We start from the raw sequence: 17,594 nt of genomic DNA on the forward strand, positions 1-17,594 counted from the left end.
CATGGCCAAGGCGATCATGCTGCAGGGCACAGGCTCGGATGTCGGCAAGACGGTTCTGGTTGCTGGGTTATGCCGGGCGGCGCGCAACCGCGGCCTCAGCGTCAGGCCGTTCAAGCCCCAGAACATGTCGAACAATGCCGCGGTGGCCGACCTTCCCGGCGAAACAGGCGGCGGCGAGATCGGCCGGGCGCAATGGCTGCAAGCGATCGCATGCGGGGTCAAACCGTCGATCCACATGAACCCGGTCCTGCTCAAGCCGCAGAGCGACATCGGCAGCCAGGTGATCGTGCAAGGCAAGGTCTTTGGCCAGGCAAAGGCGCGCGACTACCAGCAGCTCAAGCCGCAGCTGATGGGCGCGGTGCTCGATTCCTGGGAAAAGCTGGGCGAGGGCGCCGACCTGGTCATCGTCGAGGGCGCCGGCTCGCCGGCGGAAATCAACCTCAGGCCGCGCGACATCGCCAATATGGGCTTCGCCACCCGAGCTGACGTGCCCGTCATCCTCGTCGGCGACATCGATCGCGGCGGTGTGATTGCCTCGGTGGCGGGCACACATCTCATCCTGCCCGACGACGACCGGCGGATGATCGTCGGCTACCTCATCAACAAGTTCCGCGGCGATGCCAGCCTGTTTGACGAAGGCCTCGAGGCGATCAGCCGCTTCACCGGCTGGCCCTGCTTCGGCGTCGTGCCCTGGCTCAAGGCCGCGGCCCTGCTGCCGTCTGAGGATTCGGTCATCCTCGAACGCCTTGCCGGCGGCGAGAAGCGCGCGCTCAAGGTCGCGGTGCCGGTGCTCGGCCGCATCGCCAATTTCGACGACCTCGACCCGCTGCGGGCCGAGCCGCAGGTGGAGGTGGTGTTCGTGGCGCCCGGCCAGCCGCTTCCCGACGATGCCGGGCTGGTGGTCATTCCCGGCTCCAAGTCGACCATCGGCGACCTGATCATGTTCCGCGACAATGGTTGGGATCGCGACCTGGACGCCCATCGTCGCCGCGGCGGGCATGTGGTCGGCATCTGCGGCGGATATCAGATGCTCGGACGGGTGGTGCGCGACCCGCACGGCATAGAGGGCAGCGTCAAGGAAACGCCGGGGCTCGGGCTTCTGGACATCGAGACGGTGATGGAACCGGAAAAGACCGTGCGCAATGTCGAGGCACGTTCCGTGCGCTACGACGAGCCGCTTTCGGGCTACGAGATCCATCTTGGCCGCACGACAGGGCCCGACTGCGCTCGTCCGACTGCCATCATCAACGGCGTGGAGGACGGCGCGACATCGGCGGACGGGAAGGTGTGCGGCACCTATCTCCATGGCCTGTTCGACGCCGACGTCTTTCGCGGTCGCTTCCTCGAAAGCCTGGGAATCAGGGGCGGCGGCATCGACTACCGGGCCGAAGTCGAGCGCGCGCTCGACGATATCGCCGCCGAGCTGGAACGCCATCTCGACTGCGATGCGATCTTCGCGGCGGCGCGCTAGCGACGTCAGACGCCGAGCAGTAGCCGCAGCGGATTGGTCGGGTCGATCAAAAGCTTGATTGCGAGCGCCACGCAGGTGCTGACCAGCAGCGGCTTGATGAGCCTGGCGCCGCTGCGCATGGCCATATGCGCGCCGAGCCGCGCGCCGAGGAACTGGGCTGGGCCCATCAACAGCCCGATCTTCCAATAGACCGCACCGACGAAGGCAAAGGCGAGCAGGCCGCCGATGTTGGACGCGAAGTTCAACAGCTTGGTATGGGCGGTCGCCTTGAGCACGCCGTAACCCGCGAGCGCCACGAAGGCGAGCATGAAGAACGAGCCGGTGCCGGGGCCGAACAGGCCGTCGTAGAAGCCTATTGCCGGCACCACGGTCACGCCGAACAGGAAGGGCGAGATGCGATGGGTGCGGTCGACGTCGTCCATGTTCGGCTTGAAGGCGAAATAGAGCGCGATGGTGACCAGCAGGATCGGCATCAGCACGCGCAAGATGTCCCCCGGCAGTACCGTCGCCAGCAACGCGCCGAAGATGGAGCCGATGCAGGAGATTGCGGCCCATGGCAGTTGCCTGCGGACGTCGACGTGGCCCTTTGCGGCATAAGTCATCGTGGCGGATCCGGAACCGAACAGCGACTGCAGCTTGTTTGTGCCGAGCGCGTCAACCGGCGGCAGGCCGGCGAGCAGAAGCGCCGGGATCGTGATCAGTCCGCCGCCGCCGGCGATGGAATCGATGAAGCCGGCGATGAAGGCCGCGGCAGTCAGGATCAGGATGGTTTCGGTGGCGATTTCGAACATCTGCGCCGGCGGTGTGCTGGAAGGGACCGGGGCCTTCGACCACAGCCGACAGGCCGGTGCAATAGCGGTGCGACAACCCGGCCATTGGTCCAAGTGTATTTCATAGCGCTTTGTTCTATATCGGAGACAGCAACCGCCGGACGGGGAGAGGATTCGCATGGCAACAGGACTGCTGGCCCAGATTCGTTCGCTGTTCGAAGGCGATGCCGGCGTGCGCAAGGTGGCCGACGATCCGGTGCTTTCGGCCGAACTGCTACTCTTATTCCGCATGATCCTCGCCGACGGCGTGGCAAGCGAAAGCGAGATGGCCGCCTTCCGCCGCATCTGCGCCGAAGCCTTCGGCATCTCGGGCGAGAGCATCGACGCGGTCGTCGAATATCTCAACGACTTCGGCTACGAGACCAATGGGGCGCAGGCGATCGCCATGTTCCAGGGCCTCGACGTCGAACGGCGCAAGCTGCTGGCGCGCCATATGGCCGACATCGCCAAGGCGGACGCGCATCTAGCGGAAAACGAGGTCAGGCTGCTGCGCCGTACGCTCGAATTGCTGGGCATCAGCCCAGTCGATTTCGCAAAGCCGTAAGGCTTCGGATCACCCCTGTTCCTGAAGCCTCCGCGCGATCGCCCGATGCAGGTCAGGCGCGGCCGATACCAGCGCCTGGGCTGCTTCCGATTGCGGGTGATCCAGCACCTCGGCCGTCTTGCCGCGCTCGACGATCCGCCCTTCATGCATGACCAGCACGTCGTCGGTGATGGCGCGCGCCACCGTCAGGTCGTGAGTGATGAACAGATAGCCGACGCCGAGGCGATGGTTCAATTCGGCGAACAGGTCGAGGATCTGGGCGCGGATCGAGACGTCGAGCGCGGAAACCGGCTCGTCGGCAACAACCAGCCTGGGCCGCGTGATGATGGCGCGCGCGATCGACAGGCGCTGGCGCTGCCCGCCGGAGAATTCGTGCGGATATTTCTCCATGTCGGAGCGGGCGAGACCGACCTCGTGCAAGGCACGGGCAACCATGTCGCGGCGCTCCTTGCGGTCGGGCTTGCGATCGAGCAGGTGGAGCGGCTCGGCAACCAGGCGCTCCACTGTGTGGCGCGGGTCGAATGACCCGTATGGGTCCTGGAAGACGACCTGCATGTTGCGGCGCGGCCGCCTCAATTCCTCGTCGCTGGCGCGGGTAGTGTCGAGTCCGCGGAACCTGATGGTGCCCGAAGTCGGCTTGTCGAGCGCAAGGATCATGCGGGCGAGGGTGGACTTGCCGCAACCGGAGCGGCCGACAAGCGCCACCGAAGCGCCGGGCTTCATCGTCAGCGAGACATTGTCGACCGCCCGTACCGGGTCTGGCCTCGAGAACAGCCACCTGCGACGGCCGGGATAGTCCCGCGTGACTTTGGAGAGCTCGAGCAGGTTGTCGCCTTCGTCGACATGCGGCTTCGCCCGGGCCGGCATATGCATGGAAGCCAGCGCGAGCTGGCGCGTGTAGGGATGGCTTGCCTCAGAGAGCGTGCGGGCAGTTTCGCCGGCCTCGGTCACCGCACCCTGGCGCAGGATGGTGATCCTGTCGGCCATCTCGGTGACCACGGCGAGGTCGTGCGAGATAAACAGCAGGCTCATCCTGTTCTCGGCGACCAGTTCCTTGAGAAGGTCGAGGATCTGCGCCTGCAGCACGACGTCCAGTGCCGTCGTCGGTTCGTCGGCGATGAGCAGCTTCGGCTTCAGCGCGCAGGCGATGGCGATGGCGACGCGCTGGCGCTGGCCGCCCGAAAGCTCGTGGGGATAGCGCGACAGCGGGAACTTCCGTTCGGGCAGGCCCACCCGGTCTAGGATTTTTCGCGCGCGGTCCTCGGCCTCGGCGCGGCTTGCCCGCGTGTGCCATCGGATACCCTCGGCGACCTGTTCGCCGATCGTCTTCACTGGATTCAGCGCGGTCATCGGCTCCTGGAACACCATGCCGATATCGTCGCCGCGCAGCGCGCACATCTGCTGTTCGGTCGCGCCGAGGATGTCGATGCCGTCGAAGGCGATGCGTCCGCTCATTCGGGCGGAGGCTGGCGTGAGCCGCATGACCGCGAGCGCGGTCATCGACTTGCCGGAGCCGGATTCGCCGACCAGTCCCATCACCTCGCCGGGGGCGATGGTGATGTCGATGTCCTTCAGTACCGGCAGGCTGCCGATCCTGAGCGACAGCTTTTCGATCGAAAGCAGGCTCATGGCCGGCGTCTCGCGCGCGGGTCGAAGATGTCGGAGATGCCGTCGCCGAGCAGGTTGAGACCGAGCACCGTGAGCAGGATGGCGCAGCCGGGGAACAGCGCCAGCCAGGGCGCGACCATCATCACGGTCTGGGCGTCGAACAGCATGCGGCCCCAGCTCGGCATCGGCGGCTGGGCGCCGAGCCCGACATAGGACAGCCCGGCCTCCGCCAGGATGCCGAGCGCGAACTGGATGGTGCCCTGGACGAGCAGCAGGTTGGCGATGTTGGGCAAGATGTGCTCGACGGTGATGCGCGCCTGGCCCTTGCCGGCGGCGCGTGCGGCGAGGATGTATTCGCGCGGCCAGATGGCTAGAGCGCCGGCGCGGGCGACGCGGGCGAAGACCGGTATGTTGAAGATGCCGATGGCGACGATGGCATTGATGGCGCTGGGGCCGAAGACGGCCGTGATCATCACGGCCGACAGCAGGGCCGGGAAGGCGAAGACCAGGTCGTTGAGCCGCATCACGGTTTCGTCGAGCCAGCCGCCGCGCGCTGCGGCCCAGCAACCCAGCGGCACGCCGACGCCCATGCCGATGCCGACGGCGACGAGAGCCACCGCGATCGAATTGCGCGAGCCGACCATGATCATCGACAGCACGTCGCGGCCGAAATGGTCGGTGCCGAACCAGTGCACCGAGGAGGGCGGCTGCATGCGGTCGGCGACGACGAGCCTGGTGACGTCGAACGGCGTCCAGAAGAACGACGCCAGCGCCATGACGGCGACCACGAGCGTGATCAAAAGGCCCAGGACGAAGGAGCGGTTGCCGAGCGCCCTGCCGACGAAGCCGCCCAGGGTTTCGGGCTTGCGGTGGACCGCCTCGCTCATTGGCGCATCCTCAGGCGCGGATCGACGAGCGCGTAGGACAGGTCGACCACGAGATTGACCAGAACGACGGTGGCGACCAGCAGCATGACCACGCTCTCGACCACGATCAGGTCGCGCTGGGTTATCGCCTGGAACACCAGCCGCCCGAGACCGGGCAGATAGAAGACGTTCTCGATGATGATCGTGCCCGCGAGCAGGAAGGCGAACTGCAGGCCCATGATGGTGAGCACGGGGATCATGGCGTTGCGCAAGGCATGGCGCCAGAGCACCGCGCGCATCGGCATGCCCTTGGCGCGGGCCGTTCGGATGTAGTCCTCGCCGAGCACCTCGATGAGGGCAGCGCGGGTGACGCGGCTGAGGATCGCTGCCTGCGGCAGAGCAAGTGCCGCCGCCGGCAGCATCAGCGCCTTGAGCGCCGGCCATGCGCCGCCGCTCCAGCCGGGGAAACCACCGGCCGGCACCAGCCGCAGCCATACGGCAAAGACATAGACCAGAAGCAGGGCGAACCAGAAGTTGGGCATCGCCACGCCGACCTGCGCCACGGCCATGGCGGCTGTATCTGCGGCCTTGCCGCGCCGGGCGGCGGCGAACAGCCCGACAGGGATGGCGATCAGCGTCGACAGCGTCAGCGCGATCACGGCGAGCGGCAGCGAAACCACCAAACGCTCGGAGACCAGGTCGATCACCGGGACGGAGTAGGTGTAGGACCTGCCGAAATCGAGCGACAGCAGGCCGCGTGCCCAGTCGAGGTAGCGGATGATCAAAGGCTGGTTGAGCCCCATCTGCTCGCGCAGCAGCTCGACCTGGGCGTCGGAGGCGTTCATGCCGAGCATCAGTCGTGCGGGATCGCCCGGAACCACCTCGAGCATCAGGAACACCACGACCGACGCGACCACGAGGGTCGCGGCACCGATCAGCAGGCGCTTGAGCAGGTAGGCGATCATTGGCTCAAACTGCCCGAGAAAACACCGCTCCGAAAGCTCGCGAGCGTGGCGGAGCGGTGCCTTTTCACAGAACTCTCGTCAGTCGGCCCACTTGACCTTGGTCAGATCGTTGGCCTGGATCGGCGAGTTCTCCCAGAGGCCTTCTACCTTCGCGTCCCAGATGCCCACCTTGGGCAGCTCGAACAGGAAGCCGTTGACCGCGTCGTCGGCGAGGATCTTCTGCGCCTGCTTGTAGAGTTCGGTGCGCTTGGCTTCGTCCGAAGTCAGGTTGAGCTCGTCGATGACCTTGTTGAAGGCCGGATTGTCGTAGCCGAAATAGTAATCCTTGCGGGAATAGATATCGATGTCGTTGGGCTCGGTGTGCGAGACGATAGACAGGTCGTAGTCCTTGTCGGTGAAGACCTGCTTCAGCCAGTCGGCCCATTCGACCGGAATGATCTGAAGGTCGATGCCGATCTCGCGCAATTGCGAGGCGACGATCTCGCCGCCCTGGCGGGCGTAGCCCACCGGCGGCAGCTTCAGCGTCGCCTTGAAGCCTTCCGGATAGCCGGCTTCCTTGAGCAGTTCCTTGGCCTTGGCGACGTCATGCGGGTAGGTGCCGGTCAGGTCCACATAGGCAGGATTGTGCGGGGCGAAGTGCGAGCCGATCGGCGTGCCGAGCCCACCCGAGGCGCCGTCGATGATCGCCGTGCGGTCGATGGCATGGGCAATCGCCTGGCGTATCTTGAGGTTGTCGAAGGGCTTGCGCTTGTTGTTGGTGGAGAGGACAGTCTCGCCCTCGGTCGTGCCGATCACGACCTTGAAACGCGGATCGGCCTTCACCTGCGCCAAGGCGTCGCCGAGCTGGAAGTTGGGCAGGGCCTGCACGTCACCGGAGAGCAGGGCAGGGATTGCCGCCGCAGCATCCGGGATGATGCGGAACTCGGCCTTGTCGAGCGCGATTGCGTCGCCCCAGTAGCCGTCGGCCTTGACCAGCGTGATCGACGCGCCCTTCGCCCAGCTCTGGAACTTGAACGGGCCGGTGCCGACTGGCTTTTCCTTGTTGGTTTCGGCCGATTCGGGCGCCACGATCACGGCGTCGCCCCAGCCGAGATTGTAGAGGAAGGAGCCCAGCGGGTTCTTGAGAGTCACCTTGACGGTTGCCGGGTCGACGACCTCGACGGTGTCGATCGGCGCGAACAGGCCCTTTTGGGCATTGACCGAGTTTTCGCCGCGGGCGCGGTCGAGCGAGAATTTCACGTCGTCGGCATTGAAGTCGGTGCCGTCGTGGAACTTCACGCCCGAGCGCAGCTTGAAGGTATAGGTCTCGCCGTCATCCGAGATCGTCCAGCTCTCCGCGAGGTCGGGCAACACTTCGCCGCGCTGGCCGATGCGGGTCAGCCCCTCGAAGACATTGGCATAGAGCACTTCGTCGATCGCTGCGGCGGCACCCGCGGTCGGGTCGAGATGCGGAGGTTCCAGCGGAATACCCAGCACCAGGTCGGTGCGCGCAGCCATGGCGGCGGTGCTCGATGCCAGCGCAATCGCGGCGGCTGCGAGAATGGTGTTCCACTGCTTCATCTCTGGTCTCCCCGCTTCGATGTGGTCGGGCCGGATAGAAGCGCGAATTTCCGGCCGCGTAAATCAAGTTTGTTGCAATCTCTCCGGCGCTGCCGAAATGGAATTCCTGCCTTGCCGCGCGTAGTTGCTTGGCTGTTCAGCCCTTGAACTGGCCGCGCAGCAACATATCGAGGCCGACGGCCATCACTTTTGCCGATTGAACCATGTCGTCGATGCCCACCCACTCGTCGGGCCGGTGGGCGAGGTCGAGAATACCGGGGCCGTAGGCGATGCAATCGTACAGATGGCCGATGCGGGCGACGTGCTTCTGGTCGTAGGTGCCGGGCGAGATGACGTACTCCGGCTCCCTGTCGAAGATCGCCCGGATTCCTTCGGCAATTGCCGAGGGCACCGGCGCGTCGCGCTCCGTCATCAGCGGCTGCACTTCCATGATGTCGCGGATTTCGTAGTCGAATTTCTTCCGCTCTCGTTTCAACCTTTCGAGGATGCTGGTCACTTCGCCCTTCACGTCCTCGATCCTCTCTTCCAGCAGGAAGCGGCGGTCGATGGTCAGCCGGCAGGAATCGGGCACGTTTGGCGAAGGCAGCCCTGGACGGAAGTCGTCCGTCTGGCCGCCATGGACGGAGTTGATGTTCATGGTCGACCGCCGCGCGCCCTCGGGCACGACCGGCATGCGCGTCGTCTTGCGGTCGAGCGCCGGGAACAGCTCCTGTTCGAAGGCTTCCAGCACCGCGCCCATGTGGCGGACGGCGCAATCGCCGAGGAACGGCATCGAGCCGTGGGCAATCTCGCCCTTGGTCTCGATCTCCGCCCACCAGACGCCGCGGTGGCCGAGGCAGATGCGGTCCTTGTTCAGCGGCTCGGGGATGATGACGTGGTCGACCTTCGGCTTGGAGAAGTAGCCCTTGCCGGCGAGATAGGCGACGCCGCCAAAACCGCCGGATTCCTCGTCGACAGTGCCCGAAATTTCGATAGCGCCGGGAAAGTCGGGGTTGACGTCCATGAAGGCTTCGGCGGCGATGATCGAAGCGGCGAGCCCGCCCTTCATGTCGCAGGCGCCGCGGCCGTAGACGCGGCCGTCGCGGATGACGCCGGCAAACGGGTCGAGGGTCCAGCCTTCGCCGGCCTCGACCACGTCGATGTGCGAGTTGAAATGAACCGTCGGGCCTTTCGTCCTGCCGTCGAAGCGGGCGATCACGTTTATGCGCGGATAGCGGTCGGTGTCGCCGGGCGTGCCGTCGGCGCGGACATATTCGACGCCGAAGCCGCGCTTGGCCAGGCGTCGGCCGATGTATTCGGCGCAGGGGCCGTAGGCGTCGCCGGGCGGGTTGATGGTCGGGAAGCGGATCAGTTCCGCGGCAAGCTCCGCCACTTCGTCGCGACGATCGTCTATGGTCTTGAAAAGCTTGTCGTGCATGCGGTCGACATCAACCCGATTGACCTTGATCGACCACCAGTCTTGCGCATCTGGGCAAGCGTGTCGAGCACAGCCGGTTGCCCTGATGCCGGGGCAACCGGACAAAGATTTTCGGTCAGGGACGGACGGCCGTCACTTCGATTTCGACCAGCCAGCCGGGCGCGACCAGGCCCGCGACCTGCATCACCGAGCGTGCCGGCAGGTTGGGCTGTTCCTCGGTGCCGAAGAACTGCGTGTAGCCTTCCATGAAGCCGGTGAAATCCATCTTGCCGCCCTTGTCGGGATCGCCGACGAGGAAGACCTGCATCTTCACCACGTCCCCCATCTTGAGCCCGAGATCGGCAAGGGTCTTGTCGATCGACTTCAGCACCGATTCGGTTTGGGTCTTGGTATTGCCATAGGCGGCAATGCTGCCCTTGTCGGCTTTCTCGTCGACGACCGAGGGCACGGCACCGCTGACATAGACTGTTGTCTTACCCGCCGGGACCTCCACGGCCCGCGCGATCGGAAAGTCCGAGTTCGGCGTCTTGTGGCGTATGACCTCCTCGGCCGTCGCGTTGCCGGCAAGCAGGAGGGCAGCCGCCAGCGTGGCAGCGATCTGCATCTTGGTCATCACATTCTCCTATCATGAAAGGCAGGCGAGACCGCCGGAGCCGGCGGTCTCGAAGCTCAGCGGGCGCCGGCAACGTCCTCGACCGTCACCGCGTCCTTGTAGTCGTTGCCGAAATTGCTCCGCAGGTAGTTGACCACTGCGGCCACCTGCTCGTCGCTCATCATCTTGCCGACGGGCGGCATCCCTTTGAGCCCGTGCAGGACGACGTAGACGGGATAGGCGCCGGAGGCGAGGTTCTCGTTCTTGGCCAGCGCCGGATACTTGCCGGCGCCGACCGCGCCCTGTCCCTGATCCATGTGGCAGGCCTGGCAGACGTTGGCGTAGAGTTCCTGGCCGGTCTTCTCCGAGAAATTGTCGCCCTCGCTGAGCGTCACACCGGCAGAATCGGCGAGTGCTGCGGTTGCGGAAAGGGCGGCTGCGAACGCCGCCGCGGCGAAAAGGCCGATGGGCCGTGCAAGTTGCTGGGTCATTGTGGCGTGCCTTGCGAAAACGGGAGGTGAGGGATGGCGAGGCATGGCCGTCATCCCGCGACGACGCGTTGATGCAACCGGGTGATCGCGTCGAGCGACGACAGGATCGCGCCCTCCATCCAGGCCGGAATGTAGGAGGCGTGCTCGCCTGCCAGCACGATGCGCCCGTCGATCTTGCAGAGGTTCTCGTAGTGCTCCTTGCGGGCTTCCTCGGTCCAGTCGCCGGCGCAGCCCAGCGTGAAGGGCGAACGATGCCAGGCCATGGAGATGCCGTTCTCGAACTCGTCCTTGTATTGTGGGTGGATCTGGGAGCCGTATTCGACCGCGCGCTTGACGCGCTCCTCCGGCGGCATAGCGGTGAACTCGTAGGAGTGCGGTCCGTTCCAGGTGTAGGCGCCGAGCAGTACGCCCTTGCCGTTGCTGTTGAAGCTGGTGCTCGGATAGGAAATCTGGGCGATCGGCAGGTCGGTGTAGCTGACGCCGCCGAAGATCAGCTCGTCCTGCTCCCAGAAGCGGCGCTTGAACTGCAGGCCGACCTTGACCGACGAGGCATAGGGAACGGCTTCGATGGCGGCCTGCATCGGAGCGCTGACATTGAGCTCGATCTGGCTGAGGATGGTGAGCGGAATGGTGCAGATGCACCAGTCGGCCTTTTCCTCGACCATGGTTCCGGGCTTCTGCTGGTCCTCGTAGGTGACGGTGACGCCCTTGTCGTCCTGGTGAATCTTGGTGACCTTGGCGTGATAGGTGATGAGATCGCCGACCTCCTTGGTAAAGGCCTTGCCGATCATGTCGATGCCGCCCACCGGCTGGAACATGGTCGTCTGGAATTCGTAGAGGGCGAAGTTGGCAAGGTTGCTCCACAGGCCCGAACTCAAGATGTCCCTGAGCGCGATCGGGTCGCTCGGTGTCGGCACCGCGGTCAGGCCGCCGCCGGGATCCTTGGCAAAGCCGCGGAACTCGGAGGTCGCGACGCTCTTGGCGTAGGCGTAGTCCTTGTCGAGCGCGCCCCAGGAGCGGAGCGCCTCGAGCAGCATCTCCTGGTCTTCCTTGGTGACGCCGCCTTCGAGCTTGCCGGTATGCGCCACCTTGGCGAGCAGTTCGGAGACGTGCCCCTGGAAGTCTATCTTGATGTCGCGCACGCGCTGTGGCTTGCCGCCGAAGGCCTTGGACGAATGCAGGAACGCATTGTGGTTGAGCTGCTGGAACGGCTCCAGCGTCACGCCGAGGCGTCGGCAATAGGCCAGCAGGCCGTTGTGGTGGTAGGGGATGCGCCAGGGTCCGGGATTGAGGTACAAGCCTTCGTCGAACTCGCATTTCTGCGTTGCGCCGCCGAGTTCGGTGTAGGTGTCGCCGCCGCGCAGCGTCCAGTTACGGCCGCCCGAACGGCTGTTGTATTCGAGGATCTTGACCTTGTAGCCGACCTGCCGAAGTTCCAGCGCCGCAGTCATGCCGGCGAGGCCCGACCCAAGGATCAGCACGGTGGCGCCCTTGGGGTCGCCTTCCAGTTTTGGCGGTCCCCGGTAGCCGGATTCGACTGCCAGACCGAGGCTGGTCATTGCCTGATACATTGCCGCCGAGCCGGCCGTGAGGCCGATCAGCGAAAGCAGATTTCGCCGGCTGATGCCGCTAAATGGTTCGGATTGTTGCATGATTTAAGATCCTCCGGGCGACGGTCCGCACACGGCCGCACGTTGTCTTGTTGAACGGCGTGGAAAAATCCTTCCAGCCACGGGAGGCAGCCTATGCTCATGCAAAGTCGAGTCAACTAGGCCAGAGCCGGGCGGCGATAGGGGCTGGAGTGCCGCAGGCGAAGCCGGCAAAGGTCGTTTCGACAGCCTCTGACGGCAGTCCGGGTTTGGGTGTGCTCTTCGCGCTAGATTTACCAACCGTACAACTTTTCGTGGTCCCATTCCTCCGGGTACGGCAGAGTTGCTGTCGATCGGGGGAGTGTGCGGAGATGTACAAAGCTCTCTTCGTGGCCGCGGTCCTGGCGATTGCTGGATTTCCTGCGCAGGCCGCCGCCGATGTTCTTGTGGCCAGGGTCAACATTTCGACGCAGACCATGACCGTCACGATCGACGGGCGGGTGATCCATCGCTGGCCGGTGTCCACGGCCCGCAGGGGATACGTGACGCCCCGCGGCAGCTGGCGGCCCAAGCGGCTGCACCGGATGTGGTACTCGAGCAAATACGAGAACTCGCCGATGCCCTATTCAGTCTTTTACAACGGTGGCTATGCGATCCACGGCACGGGGGCGGTGAGGTCGCTTGGCCGACCTGCCTCCCACGGCTGCGTCAGGCTCAATGTTGCCAATGCGGCGCGGTTCTATTCCCTGGTCAGGGAAGTCGGGCCCAGCAACACCCGGATCATCGTCGCAAACTGAGCCTGCGTCGCCCCGGCCTCGCGACCAAAGAACCTGCATCGGGCAGCGCCTACTATATTGGAAATATTTGCGATTTTAACTTGCCCGATGGTCAGTGGCGACTGTGCTCTGTTGCAGAATTGTATCATGCCGGAGACGAAATCTGCGGTCGGGACAGATGTGAGTGCCTCCTCAATTGCCAGTGGCCAAGCAGGTGCTAAATTAAGGTGGCTACCTATTTCGGGGTAAGGTGGGTCTTCATGAAGCGACTTTTGGCTGGTGCGATGCTTGCGGTGGTTGCCTCTCCCGCATTCGCGGCGGATGTGGTGGCGCCGATCGCCGAGGAGCCTGTCGCGTCGGGGCCACGGATCGCGGGCCATGTCGAGGCATTTCTGGGCGGCCTCTGGATCGATGCAGAAGGCGGCAATGACGGTGGATGGGTGGCGGGGGGCGCTGCCCGACTCAACTTTCCGATAGACGCGCGCTGGAACATTCAAGGCGACCTGTTCGCCGATGGCGCTTGGTTCGACGAGGGCGATTTCAACAGCTATGGCGGCGCCGTGCATGCCTACTGGCGCGATCCCAGCAGTTTTGCAGCGGGCGGATTTGCGACCATCACCGGCTATGGCGGCGACTCAGGGCCCGGGGACGCATATACCTTCACGGTCGGCCCGGAGGCTCAGGTCTACTTCGACAACGTCACGCTATACGGCCAAGCCTACTACGGACAGCTTCGCGAATCCGGATCATCGGATCACGCCGATATATGGGGCGTTCGCGGCGTGGCACGCTACTTCGTTCAACCAAATCTGCGCTTCGATGGCGAGCTTGGCTATCGCTCCGTCGACGTGTCCGATGGTGCGGACTCGGTTACTGCGGCTCTGCAGGGCAACTACCGTTTTGACGGCACGCCTTGGACGGTCTTCGGGCGCTATCAGTTCGACCGTCTGACCGGCCTGAGCAGCGATGGCGTCAATCTCCATAAGCTGGTCCTTGGCGTGCGTGCCACATTCGGTGCCGACACGCTTCTGGACGAGGACCGCAACGGTGCGACCATGGATACGCAGCGGTCCAGCTACCTGTTCTTCTAGACAGGATTTCGCAGCGACGGGCCTGCGACGGCCGGGGAGTGGGGGCTCCCCGGCCTTTCTATTTCGGACCGGACTTTAGCTGCCTGAACTAAGTTCCTTCTGTGGTTTAGACAAATTTTGCCGTAGACTTACGTTTTCGGGCATTTCCTTTCATCAAGCGCCTGAGTAGGACTCATCGCAGGGAGGTTGCCGGATGAAGTCTGAACAGCGCGTGGCCCTTTCGGAACCCGTGTCCGACGAGGTCCGCAAGACGACCTGCTACATGTGCGCCTGCCGCTGCGGCATCGACGTCCATCTCAAGGACGGAAAGATTCGCTACATCGAAGGCAACAGGGACCATCCGGTCAATCGCGGCGTGTTGTGCGCGAAGGGCTCCGCCGGCATCATGCAGCACTACGCCCCGGCGCGCCTGCGCGCGCCGATGCTGCGGACCGGACCGCGCGGATCGGGTGAATTCAAGGAAATCTCCTGGGACGAGGCACTGGCGCTCGCCACTCGATGGCTCGACGAGGTGCGCCAGTCCGATCCGAAGAAACTCGCCTTCTTCACCGGGCGAGACCAGTCGCAATCGTTGACCGGCTTCTGGGCGCAGCAGTTCGGCACGCCCAACTATGCCGCCCATGGAGGCTTCTGCTCGGTCAACATGGCGGCGGCGGGCATCATGACCATCGGCGGCGCCTTCTGGGAGTTCGGCGCTCCCGACTGGGACCGGACCAAGCTGTTCGTCATGTTCGGGGTGGCCGAGGATCACGATTCCAATCCGATCAAGATCGGCATTTCCAAGCTCAAGAAGCGCGGCGCCCGCTTCGTCTCGGTCAATCCGGTGCGGACAGGCTATTCGGCGGTCGCCGACAACTGGATCGGCATTCGTCCGGGCACCGACGGCCTCTTGATCCTGTCGCTGGTCCATGAACTGCTCAAGGCGCGCAGGATCGACGTCGACTACATCGTCCGCTACTCCAACGCGACCTGGCTGGTGGTCGATGCGCCGGGCACGCCCGAGCATGGCCTCTTCCTGCGCGACAAGGACGGCAAGGCCCAGATCCACGAAACGGTGACCGAACAGGTCGTGCCGCTTGGCACCTCGGGCGCGCGAGCCGGGCTTTCCGGTCGGGTCGAGCTGCCGGACGGCCGTTTCGCGGTGCCCGTGTTCCAGTTGCTCGCCGAAAAGTACCTCGATCCGCAATATGCGCCGGAGGCGGTCGCGAAGGAGACCGGTGTTTCAGCCGAGGTCATCCGCGGCCTGGCAGCCGAAATCGCGCGCGTGGCCTTCGACGAGGCCATCGTCGTCCACCAGCCGTGGACGGACGTCAACGGCCAGCGCCACGACGGCTTCGTCGGTCGGCCGGTGTCGTTCCACGCCATGCGGGGCCTGTCGGCCCATTCGAACGGGTTCCAGACGGCGCGGGCGCTCCACATGCTGCAAGTGCTCATCGGGGCTGTCGACTGTCCCGGCGGGTTCCGCTTCGAGCCGCCTTACCCGAAGCCGGTCGAGGCGCATCCCACGCCTCACGGCAAGGCCGAGCATTTCGGTTCCAACAAGCCGCTGTCGGGCCCGCATCTCGGCTTTCCGCGCGGGCCGGAGGACCTTCTGGTCGACGGCGACGGCCGGCCGATGCGTATCGACAAGGCATTCTCCTGGGATGCGCCGATTTCGGCCCACGGCCTGATGCACATGGTCATCGCCAATGCGTATGCCGGCGATCCGTACCCGGTCGACCTGATGTTCCTCTACATGGCCAACATGGCCTGGAACTCGTCGATGAACACGGCCGGCGTCATCAAGATGCTGGAGGACAAGGACCCCGCCTCCGGCGAATACCGCATTCCGAAGATCATCTACTCGGACGCCTATTCGTCGGAGATGGTCGCCTATGCCGACCTGGTGCTGCCCGACACGACCTATCTCGAGCGGCACGACTGCATCTCGCTGCTCGATCGGCCGATCTCCGAGCCCGACGCGGTGCAGGACGCCATACGCTGGCCGGTGGTACAGCCCGATCGCGACGTGCGCCCCTTCCAGACGGTGCTGCTCGATCTCGGCGCCCGGCTGAGATTGCCGGGCTTCGCCGACAACCACGGCAAGCCGCTCTACAAGGATTATGCCGACTATATCGTCCGCCACGAACGCCGGCCGGGAATCGGGCCGCTGGCAGGCTTCCGCGGCAGCAAGGGTGACCGTGCCGGGCGAGGGGCGATCAATCCCGAACAGATCGAGCGCTACATCGAAAACGGCTCGTTCTTTTCGGCGCATATTCCGCTGGAAGCGCAGTTCTTCAAGCACGCCAACAGGGCCTACCAGGACTTTGGCGTGCGCATGGGCTTCTTTGACGAACCCAAGCCGGTCATCTTCCAGCTCTACCAGGAGACGCTGCAGAAATTCCGGCTGTCGGCGGAGGGCGCGCGCGAGCCGGTGGCGCCCGAAACGCACCGGCAGCGCATCCTCGACACCTTCGATCCGCTGCCGGTCTGGTATCGGCCTTTCGAGGAAGCGGCGGTAAGCCCGGACGAGTATCCTTACCATGCCATCACCCAGCGGCCGGCGGCGATGTACCATTCCTGGGGCTCGATGAACGCCTGGCTCAGGCAGATACATTCGAAGAACCCGCTCTATGTGCCCGGCGCGATCTGCGACGAACTCGGGCTGGCCACCGGCGACTGGGTCTGGGTCATCTCGCATCACGGCCGCATCAAGGTCGAGATCGCGCGCATGGAGGCGGTGAACCCGAGCACGATCTGGACCTGGAACGCGATCGGCAAGCGCGAGGGCGCGTGGGCGCTCGACAGGGATGCCCCGGAGGCGAAAAAAGGCTTCCTGATGAACCACTTGATCCACGAACTTCTACCGCCGAAGGGCGACGGGCTGCGCTGGTCGAACTCCGACCCGATCACCGGGCAGGCAGCTTGGTACGACCTGCGCGTGCGCATCGAGAAGGCCCAGCCGGCCGAGGTCAGCGAGCCGCATTTTACGGCGGTTGCGCCGAAGCGGCTGCATGTGGATGAACTGCGTTACGGGCAGGAGTGGGCGAAATGACCACCCTGCCTTCGCTACCGACACCGAAAAGGCTTGGGCTGGTCATCGATCTCGACGTCTGCGTCGGTTGCCATGCCTGCGTCATCAGCTGCAAGGAATGGAACACCGGTGGCTACGGCGCCGCATTGTCCGACCAGAATCCGTACGGCGCCGACGTCTCCGGTGCCTTCCTCAACCGCATCCACAGCTTCGAGGTGGTGCCGGAGGGCGGACAGGTCATCGGCGAGGCTGGCGAAGCGCGTATCGTGCATTTTCCGAAATCCTGTCTGCACTGCGAGGACGCGCCCTGCGTGACCGTCTGCCCGACTGGCGCTTCCTACAAGCGCGCCGAGGACGGTATCGTGCTCGTCGACGAGGACAAGTGCATCGGCTGCGGGTTGTGCGCATGGTCCTGCGCCTATGGCGCGCGCGAAATGGACCTGGCCGCCGGCGTGATGAAAAAATGCACGCTGTGCATCGACCGCATCTATAACGAGACGCTTCAAGAGATCGACCGGGTTCCATCCTGCGTGCGGACATGCCCTGCCAATGCCCGGCACTACGGCGACCTTGGCGATCCATCCTCGGAAGTGTCGCGGATGGTGGCAGAACGCGGCGGCTTCGACCTGATGCCGGAGCAGGGCACCCGGCCCACCAACAAGTACCTGCCGCCGCGGGCGCGCAAACCGCTCGCCGCAAGCTCGGCGGTGCTGGCCGAAAATACCGACGGGGCCAGGGGCTTTTTCGCCTGGCTCGACGGCATGCTGGACCGAATCTGACA

15 protein-coding genes are annotated in these 17,594 nt (G+C 64.6%); 6 read left to right on the forward strand and 9 right to left on the reverse strand.

Translation table 11 applies throughout. From position 1 onward, the window contains the following. Position 1: 1 nt before the first annotated feature. On the forward strand, positions 2-1,471 hold the full coding sequence (locus PV773_RS04620) for a cobyric acid synthase (RefSeq protein ID WP_347965208.1): 1,470 nt from the start codon (positions 2-4) through the stop codon (positions 1,469-1,471). Positions 1,472-1,476: 5 nt separating this feature from the next. Here PV773_RS04620 and PV773_RS04625 read toward each other — a convergent pair whose 3' ends face one another. Then, positions 1,477-2,262: a TSUP family transporter gene (locus PV773_RS04625; RefSeq protein WP_347965209.1), complete on the reverse strand. Its 786-nt coding sequence runs from the start codon at positions 2,260-2,262 to the stop codon at positions 1,477-1,479. Between the two features lie 157 nt (positions 2,263-2,419). On the opposite strand from PV773_RS04625, the gene PV773_RS04630 reads away from it, so the two are divergent. Continuing rightward, positions 2,420-2,845 (forward strand): TerB family tellurite resistance protein, encoded by a 426-nt coding sequence (locus tag PV773_RS04630; RefSeq protein ID WP_347965210.1) that lies wholly within the window; start codon positions 2,420-2,422, stop codon positions 2,843-2,845. Positions 2,846-2,854: 9 nt separating this feature from the next. On the opposite strand, the gene PV773_RS04635 is transcribed toward PV773_RS04630, so the two are convergent. From PV773_RS04635 to PV773_RS04670, 8 genes are all read right to left on the reverse strand, one after another. Beyond that, positions 2,855-4,474 (reverse strand): dipeptide ABC transporter ATP-binding protein, encoded by a 1,620-nt coding sequence (locus PV773_RS04635; protein ID WP_347965211.1) that lies wholly within the window; start codon positions 4,472-4,474, stop codon positions 2,855-2,857. Further along, entirely contained in the window at positions 4,471-5,340 is an 870-nt protein-coding gene (locus PV773_RS04640) for an ABC transporter permease (protein ID WP_347965212.1), read from the reverse strand. Before PV773_RS04640 ends, PV773_RS04635 begins: the two co-directional genes overlap by 4 nt. Beyond that, positions 5,337-6,284 carry an ABC transporter permease gene (locus tag PV773_RS04645; protein ID WP_347965213.1) on the reverse strand — a complete coding sequence of 316 codons (948 nt, stop codon included), beginning with the start codon at positions 6,282-6,284 and terminating at the stop codon, positions 5,337-5,339. The genes PV773_RS04640 and PV773_RS04645 overlap by 4 nt, the downstream gene beginning before the upstream one ends. Before the next feature lie 78 nt (positions 6,285-6,362). After that, positions 6,363-7,844: an ABC transporter substrate-binding protein gene (locus tag PV773_RS04650; protein ID WP_347965214.1), complete on the reverse strand. Its 1,482-nt coding sequence runs from the start codon at positions 7,842-7,844 to the stop codon at positions 6,363-6,365. Positions 7,845-7,980: 136 nt separating this feature from the next. After that, entirely contained in the window at positions 7,981-9,261 is a 1,281-nt protein-coding gene (locus tag PV773_RS04655; RefSeq protein WP_347965215.1) for an acetylornithine deacetylase/succinyl-diaminopimelate desuccinylase family protein, read from the reverse strand. 115 nt (positions 9,262-9,376) lie between these two features. After that, a complete protein-coding gene (locus PV773_RS04660) occupies positions 9,377-9,874 on the reverse strand; it encodes a RidA family protein (protein WP_347965216.1) in 498 nt (165 codons plus the stop codon). A gap of 56 nt (positions 9,875-9,930) precedes the next feature. Further along, positions 9,931-10,344 carry a cytochrome c gene (locus PV773_RS04665; protein WP_347965217.1) on the reverse strand — a complete coding sequence of 138 codons (414 nt, stop codon included), beginning with the start codon at positions 10,342-10,344 and terminating at the stop codon, positions 9,931-9,933. A 50-nt stretch (positions 10,345-10,394) separates the two neighbouring features. Continuing rightward, entirely contained in the window at positions 10,395-11,996 is a 1,602-nt protein-coding gene (locus tag PV773_RS04670; RefSeq protein ID WP_347965218.1) for a flavin monoamine oxidase family protein, read from the reverse strand. 308 nt (positions 11,997-12,304) lie between these two features. Here PV773_RS04670 and PV773_RS04675 point away from each other — a divergent pair, with 308 nt between their 5' ends. The 4 genes from PV773_RS04675 (at position 12,305) to PV773_RS04690 (ending at position 17,592) form a co-directional block, all read left to right on the forward strand. Next, on the forward strand, positions 12,305-12,730 hold the full coding sequence (locus tag PV773_RS04675) for a L,D-transpeptidase (protein WP_347965219.1): 426 nt from the start codon (positions 12,305-12,307) through the stop codon (positions 12,728-12,730). Between the two features lie 239 nt (positions 12,731-12,969). Then, entirely contained in the window at positions 12,970-13,800 is an 831-nt protein-coding gene (locus PV773_RS04680; RefSeq protein WP_347965220.1) for a hypothetical protein, read from the forward strand. A gap of 193 nt (positions 13,801-13,993) precedes the next feature. Then, positions 13,994-16,834 carry a molybdopterin oxidoreductase family protein gene (locus PV773_RS04685; RefSeq protein WP_347965221.1) on the forward strand — a complete coding sequence of 947 codons (2,841 nt, stop codon included), beginning with the start codon at positions 13,994-13,996 and terminating at the stop codon, positions 16,832-16,834. Next, positions 16,831-17,592: a 4Fe-4S dicluster domain-containing protein gene (locus PV773_RS04690; RefSeq protein ID WP_347965222.1), complete on the forward strand. Its 762-nt coding sequence runs from the start codon at positions 16,831-16,833 to the stop codon at positions 17,590-17,592. Before PV773_RS04685 ends, PV773_RS04690 begins: the two co-directional genes overlap by 4 nt. Positions 17,593-17,594: the final 2 nt, after the last annotated feature.

It is taken from the genome of Mesorhizobium sp. CC13 (genome assembly GCF_039907765.1).
GTDB lineage: Bacteria > Pseudomonadota > Alphaproteobacteria > Rhizobiales > Rhizobiaceae > Aminobacter.

Excerpts from the sequence above, each read along its gene's own strand:
- PV773_RS04655 (WP_347965215.1), bottom strand. The coding sequence starts at position 9,261 with ATGCACGACAAGCTTTTCAAGACCATAGACGATCGTCGCGACGAAGTG.
- PV773_RS04660 (WP_347965216.1), bottom strand. The coding sequence starts at position 9,874 with ATGACCAAGATGCAGATCGCTGCCACGCTGGCGGCTGCCCTCCTGCTT.
- PV773_RS04650 (WP_347965214.1), bottom strand. The coding sequence starts at position 7,844 with ATGAAGCAGTGGAACACCATTCTCGCAGCCGCCGCGATTGCGCTGGCA.
- PV773_RS04675 (WP_347965219.1), top strand. The coding sequence starts at position 12,305 with ATGTACAAAGCTCTCTTCGTGGCCGCGGTCCTGGCGATTGCTGGATTT.
- PV773_RS04645 (WP_347965213.1), bottom strand. The coding sequence starts at position 6,284 with ATGATCGCCTACCTGCTCAAGCGCCTGCTGATCGGTGCCGCGACCCTC.
- PV773_RS04620 (WP_347965208.1), top strand. The coding sequence starts at position 2 with ATGGCCAAGGCGATCATGCTGCAGGGCACAGGCTCGGATGTCGGCAAG.
- PV773_RS04635 (WP_347965211.1), bottom strand. The coding sequence starts at position 4,474 with ATGAGCCTGCTTTCGATCGAAAAGCTGTCGCTCAGGATCGGCAGCCTG.
- PV773_RS04625 (WP_347965209.1), bottom strand. The coding sequence starts at position 2,262 with ATGTTCGAAATCGCCACCGAAACCATCCTGATCCTGACTGCCGCGGCC.
- PV773_RS04640 (WP_347965212.1), bottom strand. The coding sequence starts at position 5,340 with ATGAGCGAGGCGGTCCACCGCAAGCCCGAAACCCTGGGCGGCTTCGTC.
- PV773_RS04685 (WP_347965221.1), top strand. The coding sequence starts at position 13,994 with ATGAAGTCTGAACAGCGCGTGGCCCTTTCGGAACCCGTGTCCGACGAG.
- PV773_RS04670 (WP_347965218.1), bottom strand. The coding sequence starts at position 11,996 with ATGCAACAATCCGAACCATTTAGCGGCATCAGCCGGCGAAATCTGCTT.
- PV773_RS04690 (WP_347965222.1), top strand. The coding sequence starts at position 16,831 with ATGACCACCCTGCCTTCGCTACCGACACCGAAAAGGCTTGGGCTGGTC.
- PV773_RS04630 (WP_347965210.1), top strand. The coding sequence starts at position 2,420 with ATGGCAACAGGACTGCTGGCCCAGATTCGTTCGCTGTTCGAAGGCGAT.
- PV773_RS04680 (WP_347965220.1), top strand. The coding sequence starts at position 12,970 with ATGAAGCGACTTTTGGCTGGTGCGATGCTTGCGGTGGTTGCCTCTCCC.
- PV773_RS04665 (WP_347965217.1), bottom strand. The coding sequence starts at position 10,344 with ATGACCCAGCAACTTGCACGGCCCATCGGCCTTTTCGCCGCGGCGGCG.